Source organism: Pseudoalteromonas sp. SG41-5 (assembly GCF_014164495.1).
GTDB lineage: Bacteria > Pseudomonadota > Gammaproteobacteria > Enterobacterales > Alteromonadaceae > Pseudoalteromonas > Pseudoalteromonas rhizosphaerae.
In genome coordinates, this window is the sequence record NZ_JACJFH010000007.1 from 36,168 (window position 1) to 50,618 (window position 14,451).

A 14,451-nucleotide genomic window follows, 5' to 3' on the forward strand; every position below is an offset into this window, starting at 1 on the left:
AGATAAAACATTAACCTTTAGTATTTGGTACAATTTGAACTTCCACGCGGCGGTTTTGCGCGCGGCCGTTGGCGCTGTCATTGCTGGCAATTGGGCGAGTTTCGCCGTAACCACGTGTACTAATGCGCCCAGCTAGAATTTGCTGATTCACTAAGTAACCTTTCACACTCTGCGCACGCTGTTGCGATAACGTCATGTTGTAGCTATCTTTACCTGTGCTATCGGTATGGCCTTCAATACTTAAATAAGTTTTTTCGTACTTATTCATCACTTTAGCAATAGCATCAAGGGTGTTATGAAAGCCAGATGAAATATACGATTGATCGGTGGCAAAAGTTATATTAGCTGGCATCACTAAACGTAAGTTATCGCCTTCACGCACAACTTCAACACCGGAGCCGGCTAACTCATCACGAAAAGCCGCTTCTTGTTTATCCATATAGTCACCAACCGCAGCGCCGGCTAGCGCGCCAATAGCGGCACCAATGAAGATACGTTTATCATCATGATCTCCGGTTGCCTTACCAAGTACTGCGCCTGTAGCTGCACCAATACCAGCTCCCATTCCTGTGTTGGTGGTCTCACAACCCGTTAATAATAATCCAACAATAGTCGCTGTTAGTAATGGTTTGGTTAAAGTCATGGTATTTCCTTGGTTATTAATTCTTTCATTAACAGCTAGTATGCAAACATTGTAATGAACGAAATATGAAGAAGATGTTAAAAGCTCAGCGCTTGCTCGTTAAGAGGAGGAAGTTCATAGGGAGCAATTAATGTATTTAGCTGACCAGTGGCAGCCATTGTTTTCATTAGCGCATCAACCTGCTGCGCTAATGGGGTTACTGAAAACTGTTTACTTAAAGCGAGATAACCATAGATTGTATCATTAAAACGATACTGCATTTTAACCAGTTTATTGGCTGGCTGATTCAGCACACTCATAGCATGATCCGCGGTATCTTCAACGGCAATAACTAAATCTGCACGCCCTTTCAATAATAGGTTAATAGCTGTGCTTTCTGTTAAAACAGCTATTTTAGTCAGTTCATCGTCTTCATCAAAACGTTTAAAATGTACGGCACCTCGCATAATCGCAATTTTTTTACCATATAAATCGTCATAGTTGTTGATTTGTAATTGGCTATCTTCGCGTGCATAAAATACAAATGACGAGGTTAAAACCATATAAGGTGGGGTTACAAATTGCATTACTTGCTGACGCATAGGTGTGAGGATCAAACCTCCCATCGCATTAACTTCGCCTTGCTCTAACATTCTTACACAGCGTGAAAATGGGCAACCAACCAGCTCTAACTTAAAAGGAAGTTGCTTTTTCATCTCCCGAAAAATATCAACAATCGCGCCTGATACTTCACCATTTTGATTAATTTGGCTATACGGTGGTGCATGATCCACGGCTAACGATATTTTTTGCACAGCCGCATTAGGTTCATTTGCAGCATAGGCATAGTTTATAAAGGCAAAAATTATAAAAATATAAACAATAAATCGCATAACTACTTAACTTTAACAAAGCCTTTTTTACATTGTAGACAGGTACAAAGATTAAAAACCATAAAATTGTCACGAAATTTTGTCATACTAAGCTGTTACGGCAATAAGAAACGAGAGAATTCATGTTACTAGCTATTTTTAAGCAGTTTTTTTTACTTGGTTGCATGAGCTTTGGCGGGCCAGCTGCACATTTAGGTTATTTTAAACGTCATTTTGTTGATAACTTGCAATGGCTCAATGCTCAACGTTATGCACAACTAATCAGTCTTAGTCAGGCTCTGCCTGGACCTGGGTCTAGCCAAGTGGGTTTTGCCATTGGTGTGGAGCGAGCAGGCGTATTAGGCGGTATTGCTGCTTTTGTTGGCTTTACCTTACCTTCCTTTTTGATCATGGCTTTATTAGCGATTAGCGCCCACCAATTTGATGCTATTTACTTTGCAATAGTTGCCGGTTTAAAACTATTTGCCGTAGTAATTGTGGCCGATGCTACGCTGAGTATGGCAAAAAGCTTTTGTACTAGCTGGGTACTCAAAGCGCTTGCTATGTTAAGTACCTTAGTGCTGATCTTATTACCGAGCCTGAGCAGTCAAATATTGGTTCTATTAGCAGCCGCTGCTATTGGCGCAATATGGCCATTGCTTAATCTAGCTCAAAGTAATCAAACAGCAACTAAGCAGCGCACAGTTAACTGGCCTGCATTCATTCTATTTGCACTATTATTGCTAGTGAGCTTTGTCCCACTAGGTTCTCAATTTGCAGATTTTGCACCCTTTTATCAAGCTGGGGCTATGGTTTTTGGCGGCGGTCATGTGGTATTGCCGATACTTCAAGCTGGCTTACCAAGTTTAAACACTGAGCAATTTTTATCAGCTTACGCCAGCGCACAAGCGGTGCCTGGGCCAATGTTCACCATTGCTAGTTATTTAGGCGCAGAGCTTAATAGCGAGCAGCCGCTTGTTGGTGCGGTGATTGCAACCTTACTGATTTTTACTCCTGGTTTTTTATTAATGTTAGCATTTCAAAAAAGCTGGCTGCAATTATCCGAACGCCCCCGCTTTGCCAGCTGTATTGCCGCGCTTAATGCCGCTGTGGTGGGTTTTTTAGCGGCTGCATTGTATTCACCAATTTGGACATCCGCAGTTCACAACATTTGGCATATTGTGATTGTTGTTGCAGCTTTTGCATGGCTAAGGTTAGCAAAGCCACCTATTTGGTGGCTATTAATCGTATTTGTTAGCCTTGGCCTACTTCAGTATTATTTGCCACTTTAATGGTAGGTTTAATAGCGGTTGGGGTGATTGCTGCAGGACTAAATTGCCCCGAGACACTTTGATAAGCGCGTAGGTCAAAAATAGGTAATACCGCAAGTAGATGATCCATGATCTCTGCTTGCAGATGCTCGTACGATATCCAGCGCTTATCTTCACTAAAACAATAAAACTCTATCGGTAAGCCATGATTTAACGGTTGTAACTCCCGCACCATTAATGTCAGTGACGTGTTTATTTTACTGTGCTGCTTTAAATATCCTTCAGCATAACGACGAAATAACCCTAAATTTGATACCGGATCAGGTAAGGTATTCATCTTAATATATTCTTTTAACGCGATAGTTTGAGAAATCGTTTTAGTCAGCTCGTCATCAGCTAAACGAATGCTATTCATATCTATATTGAGTGAGCGCTTGATCCGACGACCTCCAGATTCTTGCATACCACGCCAGTTTTTAAATGAGCCGGCCACCAGCATATAAGTGGGGATAGTGGTGATAGTGTTATCCCAGTTTCGTACTTTTACGGTATTTAACCCAAGGTCAATTACTTCGCCGTCAGCACCATAGTTATCTACTTGGATCCAATCACCATAGGTTACTAAACGATTTGCTGCAATTTGAATGCTGGCTACAAAGCCTAATATAGTGTCTTTGAATACTAACAAGGTCACCGCTGCAATTGCCCCGAAGCCTGAAAGAATATAGGTTGGCGATTTTTCCAGTACGATACTGACAATCAAAATCACACAAATCATAAAGGTAATAAGTTTTACTACTTGGATCAGCCCTTGAATCGGCACTTCGCGAGCAAACTCTAGTTGGTTATAAATGCCACCTGCAATACTTACTATGCTGCTGATGATAAAGCCAACATGAATAATTAATAAAGTTTGACCAATCGTCTTCAGCACTTCAGCAGCAAATTCAGTAACTGGATAAACACTATCAAATGTTGCTAAGAATAATACACAGCACAACATCCCGGCAAAACGACGGTTAAGTTTTGTCAGCATAGGCGCCAACAGCCCAATTCGCTCAGGAGAAAGTTTAGTCACCACCTTTTGAATACCTGGTAGCATTAAACGGCGGGTAAATAAATACACCACTAACAGCGAGAACACACCAATTGCAGTGGCTGTAAGAGAACTGAATAATACTGTGTCAGGCATACCCTGAAACCAAGGCTGCACAAATTGCTGTAAATGAGTTGGAGTCGTCATGATAATTCTAATTCCTTGCTGCGGGAGGCTCAATAACAGTCATTTTAGCTATATTGATTGTTGCTTAACACTGTAACAAACCCAAAACCAATACAAGCTTAACAGTACTGATTTGGGCCGTTACCTATTAGCATTTGCGACTATGACTTAAGTTTTTGCTCAAACTCGCTAAGCTGTTGTTCTTTCTCTTGCCATAAGCGATTTAATTCTGATTGAAAACGTACTCTAAATTCAGAATCTCCCGTGTAATCACCTATCAACTCTTGGCTTACCGGCATCACTTCTACATGAATATTAATTTGTTTTACTCGTCCACTGGCAAAATCCATAAAGGTAGGAATGCCCTCAGGATACTGAATAGTGACATTTACCACTTTAGAGATTTGCTCACCCATAGCTTGCATCACAAACGCCACCCCACCCGCTTTAGGTTTGAGTAAATGAGGAAACGGGCTATTTTGACGCGAATGTTTTTGCGCTGTAAAGCGAGTACCTTCAACGAAGTTAACCACACTCACCGGCATTTCTTTGAACTTTTCACAGGCTTTACGGGTTGTTTCTAAATCTTTACCACGTAATTTAGGATTCTTTTTTAATTGGCTTTTGCTGGTACGAGTCATAAAAGGGAAGTCGAGCGCCCACCAACATAGCCCCAGAACAGGAACGTATATCAATTCTTTTTTCAAAAAGAAGTTTAAAAATGGAATTTTACGATTAAACACACGCTGTAAAACTAAAATGTCCACCCAGCTCTGATGATTGGCAATCACTAAGTACCAGTCTTTTAGTTTGAGCTCTTCAAGGCCGGTTACACTTAGTTTGGTTGGTGTTAATAACTTTTGATTTAACGTATTAAACGTAACCCAAATAGAGGCGCACTGCTTAGCTGTCCAACTCATTAACTTTTGTAACGGTTTGATAGGGATAAGTTTAATTAGGCCACAAATAAAAATGGGAACAAACCAAATTAGTGTATTTATGGTGTAAAAGAAAATACTAAAAACACAACGGATCCAAGACATTACTACTTAATTCCTTTCATTAAAACTGTTCGGCAATTTAGAATGCAATACAAGAGTATCGCAATTAATCTTCAAAATATGTATACCCTTCAAGGCCCGCATTTAGCTCAGCTAAATACTGCTGCTTAATAGAGTCACTAATGTCGAGTTGCTGTACTGTGGTAGCAAAGTTATCCGAGAAAATATCGCTATCATAATCAACAAACTTTAATACATCCTTAACGCTATCACCCTTGATCGCATTGGTTAGTTGATAACCTTGTTCGGTGAGCTCTACATGGACTGAATCAGTATCACCAAATAAGTTATGTAGATCACCTAAAATCTCCTGGTAAGCTCCCACCATAAACATCGCAATGTGGTATTGTTGCCCAGGTACATATTGTGGAATAGGTAAGCTTGTTTCGATCCCTGCTCCCTCAACATATTCACGAATTTGCCCATCTGAGTCACAGGTAATATCTTGAATGATAGCGCGTTGCGTTAACGGCTTATCAAGGTTTTCAATCGGCATTACCGGGAATAATTGCTGGATCCCCCAGACATCAGGCAATGACTGAAACAATGAAAAATTCACAAATAATTTGTCGGCTAATTTTTCGTTTAAATCATCCAGTACTTCACGGTGAGCACGCGCATTGCTTAATGACGCTCGCACGCGATGCAAAATAGTAAAATACAGCTGCTCTATTTTCGCCCACTCCAACATACTTACTAAACCATGTACGTATTGGTCGTGCGCTTCACTAAATAAGTGCATTGCATCATGGTAAATTTCTAATGCCATACGCGGGTTTAAACGCTGTAAACATTGCCACATTTCATCTAACACTAACGCACTATTTGGCTCAGGTGCACTAGGGTTGCTGTGATTTGGTGCTTGCTCAACATCAATCACATCGGTGATCAACACTGCGTGGTGAGCAGTTAACGCACGGCCTGATTCAGTAATAATAGCCGGATGCGCTAAGTCATGCTGTTCGCACACTTCAGCAAACGCATTCACCACATTACGAGCATATTCCTCTACTGTGTAGTTCATTGAACAGGCACTGCGCGAGCCAGAACCTTCGTAATCAACGCCTAAACCACCACCTACATCAACGGTATTTAATGGCACACCTAACTGGCTTAATTCTGCAAAGTGGCGTGAACATTCACGTAAAGCACGATGAATATCGCGAATATTGGCAATTTGTGAGCCTATATGAAAATGCACCATTTGCATTAAATGCAACTTATTGTGTTTTTTGAGTACTTCAACGGCCGTTAATACTTGCCCAGCTGTTAAGCCAAATTTACCTTTTTCGCCACCGGTATTTTGCCACTTCCCTTTACCCACTGAGTTTAAACGGATGCGAATACCAATGGCAGGCTCGATGCCTAGATCTTCAATCTCGGCTAATAACGTTGTTAACTCAGATAGCTTTTCAACTACGATTTTAACTTTATGGCCCATCGCTTGGCCAATACATGCTAAACGTAAAAACTCACTGTCTTTGTATCCATTACAAACAATAGTGATCGGTTGTTTTGCCACACCTAAAATCGCCATTAACTCAGGTTTTGAACCGGCTTCTAAACCGACTAAGCCGCTCGGGTGCGCCAATAACTTACTTACTACTGAACGCTGCTGATTTACTTTGATCGGATATACGCAAGTATATTGACCTTGGTAGGCACGGGCATTGCGCGCGCTACTAAATGCGCTGGTCATAGTATCTACACGATTTTGCAAGATATCGGTAAAGCGTACTAATACTGGTAACGTTAAACCCTGCTTTTTAAATTGTTCCGTTAACTCGGTTAATGAAATAGCGGCTTTCGTTTGATCGCCATCTGGGAAAGCAACCAGCTCACCTTGGCTATTAATATCAAAGTAACCATCGCTCCAATGAGCAACGTTATATGTAGAGCGTGCTGTATCTAAACCCCAAGTCATGGCAAATTCTTCTATAGTTAACAAGTTTCGCGGAATCACGCATTTTAGTACGTCATAACTCTCTACGCTAACAAAAAATGACCTTTAAGCCAAAGCTAAGATAAAATATATTCGCTATACTGATAAAATTTCATTGAGCAAAACGCCAAGCACTGGCAGAATTGCCCCTTTTTCATACTCAACTCAAAAGTGTAACTAGCGACATGGCAAATTTAGATCAAAGTAAATGGTTTACAGAAATCAGTGAACGTGACGGCAGTGCGTTTTCTATGCGCATCAACAAAAAGCTAGAAGAACAGCAATCGCCTTTTCAAAAAGTCGAAATGTACGAGACAACAGACTTCGGTAATCTAATGATTATTGACGGTTGTACTATGGTAACTAGCCGTGAAAACTTTTTTTACCATGAAATGATCAGCCACCCTGCACTACTTGCACACCCAAACCCAAAAAATGTAGTTATTATTGGTGGTGGTGACTGCGGCACTTTACGTGAGGTACTCAAGCACCCGGGCGTTGAGTCTGTTACACAAATCGATATCGATGAAGTAGTGACGCAAATGTCACTTAAATACTTCCCTGAGTTATGTGAAGCAAACCAAGATCCTCGCGCTACAGTAATGTTTGACGACGGTATTAAATACATGCGTGAAGCTGCAGCAGAATCAATCGATATCGTGATTGTTGATGGCACTGATCCAGTCGGTCCAGGTGAAGGTTTGTTTAACCATGCCTTTTACACGAGCTGTTTAAATGCACTACGCCCTGGCGGCATTATGGTACAACAAAGTGAATCACCGCTTATGCATATGCCATTACTGGTTGAAATGCGCGATGCGATGACTGATGTAGGCTTTAACGACTTACAAACACTGCCATTCCCACAACCTATTTACCCAAGTGGCTTATGGTCAGTAACACTTGCTCGTAAAGATGAAGCATTCGCTGGTTTTAGAGAAGACGCAGCAGCAGAGCTTGCGCAAACTACAGAGTATTACAATAATGGTATTCACCATGGCGCATTAGCAACACCAAACTTTATGAAGCGCGCTTTCGAAAAAAAGTAAACGTTATACCAATCGTTTTAAGTTACTGACCATTTATAGCGACAGAAAAATACAGTGGTAACAAGGCAGAGATTTTGACATGTAGTTGTTCTCGGCAATTGCTCCTGCATTGCTCTACCTCTTGCATCCATGCAGTCGTACATGAAAAATTACTAACGCAGTTAGCGCTTTATTTAGCGCGCTAGAATGGTTAAATATTTAAGTCGATTGGTATTAGATACTAACAACGCAAAAAAGGGTTCTATCGAACCCTTTTTTATTGCCTACAGCAAACAATTAAACTTTAAAGCGCTGCAATAGGCGGTTTAATTCATCGGTTAATTGATTCATTCTTACCGCGACTTCTTCGGTTGAACGTGCCAGCTCGCCACCTTGCATGGTTTGCTCGTTCAATGACGATAAATTATGACTTATTTCTTCCGCTACTGCGGTTTGCTCATCGGTAGCTTGGGCTGTTTGCATAGCCATATCATTCACTTTTACTGATGACTCTTGCATCGCATTAAGCACATCATTGGTTTGCGTAAACGAGGCTACGGCTTCATCTGCAAAGCGTTTGCCACCATTAATTGCCGTTAAAGACTGCTCGACACTATTGGCAAACTGCTCAACCATTTTTTGAATATCGTTGGTACTTTCTTGAGTGCGCGTTGCCAAGGTGCGTACTTCATCGGCGACCACCGCAAACCCCCGCCCTTGTTCGCCAGCACGCGCCGCTTCGATAGCAGCATTTAACGCAAGTAGATTAGTTTGCTCTGCAATCGCGCGGATCACTTCCAGCACTTTAGCTATATTATCAGAGCTTTGTTGCAGTTCGGTTGATTTGTTACTGGCATGTTCCATATTTTCAGATAGCGCGACTATTTTATCACTCGAATTAGCCACAGCCGTTAAACCTTGCTTAGCCAGGTGCTGTGAGTTATCGGCTTCTTTTGATGACTGCTGCGCCACATTAGCTACTTCGCGACTAGCAACACTCATTTGATGAACCGCACTGACAATTGATTCAGATGCTTGGCTGAGTTTTTGAGTGATCTGATTATTTTGATTTGCGAACTGGCTTAAATCAGTTCCTAAATGGTTAAGCTCATTAGATTGGCCTAAAATATCACGGATCAATTGCTGCAAATTATCTAAAAAGCGATTAAATGCCGTTGCCAGCTCGGCAAATTCATCTTGGCTTTTTACCACAATACGCTCTGTTAAATTACCATCACCAGAGGCAATATCATTAATTCTCGCAGTCACGTAATGCATTTGCTTCGTTAACTGACGTGGGATCATATAACTGAACCAAGCTGAAATGGCTAACAGCACCACCACCATAGTCAGTAAAAACAGTTTCGTTGTGGTTATCTTCTCTAGCAGCTTTTGTTTTTCTTGTTTAGACGTCAATTCAGCTTGTTCACCTGCTTTATCTAAAATATCGCGCAGCGCTGCAAACTCAGTATTAGCCTGCTGATTTTTTTGCTTGTTTTGTGGGTCATTGATATACGCGTTTGATGCTGATAACCATTTTTCAAAGGCACTATCAAAGCCAGTAAACTGCGCCGTTACTTGCGGGTAGGCTGATAAAAAATGTAAATATTGATTAAAACGATCGGTCACTTGCTGTGCGTTTTCTTGATGATCTTGCAGTTCTTCGGCATTACCTATCTTATTGGTTACTAGGTGTAGTTCAGCTACTTTGGCTTGGTAAAGATCACGGTCACCATTAACCACTACTGAAATAGCATTTAAAAATCGCTCAGATTGTGCTTCTAACGCATCTTTTTGTAAGTTAATTAAGTGAGTATAGCCTGCTATCAGTACTATTATCGCAATCCCAAGTAACACAATTGGCAGCGAGCTCTTGATTCGAATACTCTGTAAGTTCATTTTTCACCTTTGCATAAAATACAACATCAGCCACAACTTAATATAGTTCAAACTATCTGAATTACCATTAAAAGCGCCACTGAACATTTAAGCTAATTTGTTGCTGTGATAGGTTTTTGGGATTATTCATCGCCATGCGATTATCTGCTTGGCTATGTAATGCTGAGCCCTCAATCCCTAGTTGCCACTGCGGCGTTAATTGATAGCGCCAGGTCGCGGTTATACCTTCACCTTCACTGGCATTAGGATCAAATTGCCAGTCGTCATGATCGGTTACCTCAAAATAATCATAACGCATTGAAATACGATGCTTGGCCATTTTATGACTTACTAATATAAAGTGACTATAGAAGCTATTATTTACACCGCGTTTAGCACCCATAGCGGTAGTGCCCGACATCATTTGCGCAATTAAGCGCGTATTCGCAGTAAATTTATATAGCCACGCGACGCTGCTAAAACGAGTATCCCATGCATATTGCCCAGTACTTCTATTTAGTGCTGCAGGGTCGCCATTATTATCGTAATAATAAAAACGAAATTGTGATTTTTTTAAATAATCCCAGTGAATTCCTGCATAATAACCAAAGCGCCCATCAACCTCCTCAAAGGGCAAGACCTGATTTGCCTGATACTGAAGTTCGGTGCTATTAAATGAAGCGATTGGCGCAAACGCAATACTTTCATTAAAGGTCGTTTGGCGGTCATGCACTGCAAAGCCACGCCAAGCTAATAATGTGCCTGCAGGATCATTACCTTTAAATGTAGCGCCAACCAATGCAAAGCTATGGGTACTGTTAAAGCTGCGCCCTGGCCGCTTGATAGTGGCCTCAACCCCAACGGTACGTACCTCTTCACCTATCCATGAGTTTATTGCTGAGTTAGTGTAATTATATGGTGAAAGCCAGCCCATATCTGGATTTTCTAATGATAATAACGGGTAAAAACCACCTACCCGCAGATGCCATTTATAGTTACTCGCTGTTAGCGGCTTATATTGCAAATATGCTTGGCTAAAACCTAAAGTCGGCTGCGGATCTTGATAAGCATTAATAACCCCATGTGCTGACCAAGCGGTGGTTAAATCAGTCCTAAAATCAACGACTCCCTGAGAAAGCACAATGCCATCATTGTCACTATCGTATCGGTATAGCCCTACGCTACCTTGTTGCCAACTTACGTATTGATCACCCTGAACTGCACTTAGTTGCACTAAGCCCTTTACTTGTGCAAAAGCATTGCACGTTAATGTTAGCCCCACTACACCTAGGTAAAAGCAAGCTTTATTCATAGTCGTCAAATTCATCAACACCCACCGCAACACGAGAAATAATCGCCTGTTTTATTTGATAAACAACCGGCGCACTAGTTAGTGCAATGGCTTTGCTTTCAGTTTTGCTGATGTCACTAAATTCGGAGTGCCAAATATTGAGTGTAAAATCTCCGGCCTCAAGCGCCAGCTCAATTTGTCCTTTATCATTGGTCATTGCGTAATACGGACTATCAACCACCACAATATACCCCAACATCCAATCATGAATATTACAGCCTAATTCAACTACGCCCGTTTGCTCAAAACTGATCGGATCCTGTGGTTGCTCTCGGTATAGCTTTAGCTCAAACGATTTAGCTTTGGAAAACGAATACACGTGGTGCATGATTGAATCTGCATTTGGAAACTCAACTTGAGCATTTTGTGGTACCACCAACACATGGGGAATAAACTGCCGGTCTTTTTGAGTCATTATAAAGGGTGTAGTTGGCGCGGGGAATTCAACACTTTTATCCGCAGGCGTTAACCAGACGACGGCATTAGCGAGCGGTTTTTGCTGTTGATCATTAATGGTGATAATACCAGCGTAACTATTAAAAACCATTAAACACAATGAAAGAATGAAGGTCTGCTTTAACATTTTAATATCTTCTTATTTAACTTCATTCATTATAAACCAATTAGATTAATCTTTTGTTAATTATATTCTGTTAAAAATATCTCGTTAATTATTTTTCAATATTTAACCTAAGCTAACTAATGAGCTGAATACGTATGCAGTCATCTCGTAATCTAGGCCCTTGCGCTTTATGCTAAATGCTTCAATTAGGTTACACCTCAAGGAACAGCTATGCGATTACCTTTGCTACTTCTGCTTGGACTTTCAAGTGCTTGTTTTGCTAAAGACGCGACGATTCAATCCCCGAACGGAAATATAACAATAACCATTTCGGATCAGCAAGCTACACCAAGTTATAAAATCAGCTTTAACGGCAAAGATGTTATTGAAAATTCAGCTCTTGGCTTCGAATTTAAACAACAAGCCGCCTTTGCTGAAGGTTTTACAATCACCGACGTTAACAACTCCCAACATAACAGCCAATGGCAGCAACCTTGGGGTGAACGCCAAACTATTATAGATAAACATAATGAGCTCGCGGTTACGTTTAAAAAGCCAGCGCCACAAGGCGGCACTTACACGGTTCGTTTTCGAGCTTTTAATGATGGCGTCGGTTTTCGTTACGAATTACCTAAACAAGCTGGATTTGAAAATATTGAAATCACTAAGGAGCTAACCGAATTTGCAATTAGTGGTGCGGATAAAGCCACCGCATGGTGGATCCCAGCTCGTGGTTGGAACCGTTATGAATATGTTTATAACACCACTCCACTGCAACAAGCTGCTCTTGCGCATACTCCATTTACCTTTAAAAACGCTGATGGCGTCCATGTGAGCATTAACGAAGCTGCATTAGTTGATTATGCAGGGATGGTGCTCAATCAACGTCGCCCAGGGACTTTACAAGCCGACTTAACGCCTTGGTCTGATGGTGTTGCGGTTAAAAAACATGGCGCATTTAATACTCCGTGGCGCACCATTCAAATTGGTGACAAAGCCGTTGATTTGATCAACTCAGATATTATTTTAAACCTCAACGAACCAAATAAACTCGGTGATGTATCGTGGGTTAAACCAGGTAAATATGTCGGTATTTGGTGGGGCATGCATATCAATGAGAACACTTGGGGCAGCGGTGAAAAGCACGGTGCGACCACCAAAGAAACCAAGCGCTACATGGATTTTGCAGCTAAATACGGTTTTGATGGGGTACTTGTCGAGGGCTGGAATATTGGCTGGGATGGCGACTGGTTCTTCAATGGTGATGTTTTTAGTTTTACCAAACCTTACCCTGACTTTGATATTGCAGAGCTAACTCGCTATGGCAAAGAAAAAGGCGTACAGCTGATTGGCCACCACGAAACGTCTGGCAACGTAACCAACTACCGCAACCAGATGGAAGACGCCTACGCACTGTACGAAAAATCTAACGTTAGCCAAGTAAAAACAGGTTACGTAGCAGATGGCGGCAACATCAAACGCATTGATGAAAACGGCATTGCTCGCCATGAGTGGCACGATGGCCAATTTATGGTTAATGAATACCTACACAGCGTGCAACTGGCTGCAAAACATAAAATCAGTATTAACACCCATGAACCGATAAAAGACACAGGTCTGCGCCGTACTTATCCGAACTGGATAGCCCGCGAAGGTGCTCGCGGCCAAGAGTTTAATGCATGGGGCACACCGCCAAATCCACCAGAGCATATTCCAATGCTCGCCTTTACCCGTATGTTAGCTGGGCCAATGGACTTTACACCCGGCATTTTTGATATGAGTTTTAATGGATTAGGTGGTGATACAAATCGTCCACAAACCACACTTGCGAAACAACTCGCGTTATATGTCGTAATGTATAGTCCAATCCAAATGGCCGCTGATCTTCCGCGTAACTATTTAGCCAAACCGGACGCATTTAAATTTATTCAAGACGTACCAACAGATTGGCAACAAAGTATCGCACTAGCGGGTGAGGTTGGCGATTACGTGGTGTTTGCTCGCAAAGAGCGTAAGCGTGATAACTACTCTGGTAACGACTGGTTTTTAGGAGCAGTAACCGATGAGCAAGCTCGCAGCATAGAGATAAAACTCGACTTCTTAGAGCAAGGTAAAAAGTTTGAGGCACAAATTTATCGTGATGGTAATAATGCGCAGTGGAAAAACAACCCATACGATTTAAAAATCGAAAAGCGCATAGTCACAGCTGCTGATAAGTTAACGCTTAAACTTGCCACCAGCGGCGGCACAGCAATTAGATTTAAAGCTTTATAATAGCGCGAAGTCGATAGTGAAAATAGGAGGCGCGAGTTTCTCTCGCGTCTTCTTTTTGATAAACAATCGGCAAATAAAGAACCTCCAATTCATAATGTTAACGTATGAGTTAGCCCTTAAAATAATTGTTCAATGCTACAGTTCATGACCTCATTAAACTGTTGGCATCATCATTACTGCAACCAAAAGCAACTATGCTTATATTGATGGCGCTGTTGTATCACCCCCTGAAAATACCTAACACATCCTATAAATAGCACGTGAAATACCGTGTAATAGTTTTATTTCCATTATTGCTCTACTTTTACAGATTAAAAAGTTAGTTAATTAGTAACAGTAGGAATACCAAGCATGGCTGTGAGCCATAT

Annotated in this window: 11 protein-coding genes; 3 read left to right on the forward strand and 8 right to left on the reverse strand. The window is 41.4% G+C overall.

The window, feature by feature from the left end:
• Positions 1 to 10: 10 nt before the first annotated feature.
• Together H5232_RS03400 and H5232_RS03405 are read right to left on the reverse strand one after the other, a co-directional pair.
• A complete protein-coding gene (locus tag H5232_RS03400) occupies positions 11 to 643 on the reverse strand; it encodes an OmpA family protein (RefSeq protein ID WP_149983073.1) in 633 nt (210 codons plus the stop codon).
• A 77-nt stretch (positions 644 to 720) separates the two neighbouring features.
• Positions 721 to 1,515, reverse strand: a complete 795-nt coding sequence (locus H5232_RS03405) for an ABC transporter substrate-binding protein (protein WP_182830562.1) — start codon at positions 1,513 to 1,515, stop codon at positions 721 to 723.
• A gap of 122 nt (positions 1,516 to 1,637) precedes the next feature.
• Between H5232_RS03405 and chrA the strand changes: the two genes are divergently transcribed.
• Positions 1,638 to 2,786, forward strand: a complete 1,149-nt coding sequence (gene chrA / locus H5232_RS03410) for a chromate efflux transporter (protein WP_182719104.1) — start codon at positions 1,638 to 1,640, stop codon at positions 2,784 to 2,786.
• Here chrA and H5232_RS03415 read toward each other — a convergent pair.
• From H5232_RS03415 to speA, 3 genes are all read right to left on the reverse strand, one after another.
• Complete coding sequence (locus H5232_RS03415) at positions 2,749 to 4,008, reverse strand: mechanosensitive ion channel family protein (protein ID WP_145241985.1); 1,260 nt, start codon at positions 4,006 to 4,008, stop codon at positions 2,749 to 2,751. The genes chrA and H5232_RS03415 overlap by 38 nt on opposite strands.
• A gap of 140 nt (positions 4,009 to 4,148) precedes the next feature.
• Positions 4,149 to 5,030 (reverse strand): acyltransferase, encoded by an 882-nt coding sequence (locus H5232_RS03420; RefSeq protein ID WP_182719103.1) that lies wholly within the window; start codon positions 5,028 to 5,030, stop codon positions 4,149 to 4,151.
• Between the two features lie 64 nt (positions 5,031 to 5,094).
• A complete protein-coding gene (gene speA / locus H5232_RS03425) occupies positions 5,095 to 6,972 on the reverse strand; it encodes a biosynthetic arginine decarboxylase (protein WP_145241988.1) in 1,878 nt (625 codons plus the stop codon).
• A 203-nt stretch (positions 6,973 to 7,175) separates the two neighbouring features.
• On the opposite strand from speA, the gene speE reads away from it, so the two are divergent.
• Positions 7,176 to 8,039, forward strand: coding sequence for a polyamine aminopropyltransferase (gene speE / locus H5232_RS03430; protein WP_145241990.1), 864 nt, complete (start codon positions 7,176 to 7,178; stop codon positions 8,037 to 8,039).
• A gap of 276 nt (positions 8,040 to 8,315) precedes the next feature.
• Here the strand turns inward: speE and H5232_RS03435 are convergent, their stop codons facing one another.
• The 3 genes from H5232_RS03435 to H5232_RS03445 form a co-directional block, all read right to left on the reverse strand.
• Positions 8,316 to 9,917 (reverse strand): methyl-accepting chemotaxis protein, encoded by a 1,602-nt coding sequence (locus tag H5232_RS03435; protein ID WP_182768060.1) that lies wholly within the window; start codon positions 9,915 to 9,917, stop codon positions 8,316 to 8,318.
• Between the two features lie 67 nt (positions 9,918 to 9,984).
• Complete coding sequence (locus tag H5232_RS03440; RefSeq protein WP_182719107.1) at positions 9,985 to 11,208, reverse strand: hypothetical protein; 1,224 nt, start codon at positions 11,206 to 11,208, stop codon at positions 9,985 to 9,987.
• Positions 11,201 to 11,830: a methylamine utilization protein gene (locus H5232_RS03445; protein ID WP_182719100.1), complete on the reverse strand. Its 630-nt coding sequence runs from the start codon at positions 11,828 to 11,830 to the stop codon at positions 11,201 to 11,203. The genes H5232_RS03440 and H5232_RS03445 overlap by 8 nt, the downstream gene beginning before the upstream one ends.
• Before the next feature lie 210 nt (positions 11,831 to 12,040).
• On the opposite strand from H5232_RS03445, the gene H5232_RS03450 reads away from it, so the two are divergent.
• Positions 12,041 to 14,083 (forward strand): glycoside hydrolase family 97 protein, encoded by a 2,043-nt coding sequence (locus H5232_RS03450; RefSeq protein WP_182830563.1) that lies wholly within the window; start codon positions 12,041 to 12,043, stop codon positions 14,081 to 14,083.
• Positions 14,084 to 14,451: the final 368 nt, after the last annotated feature.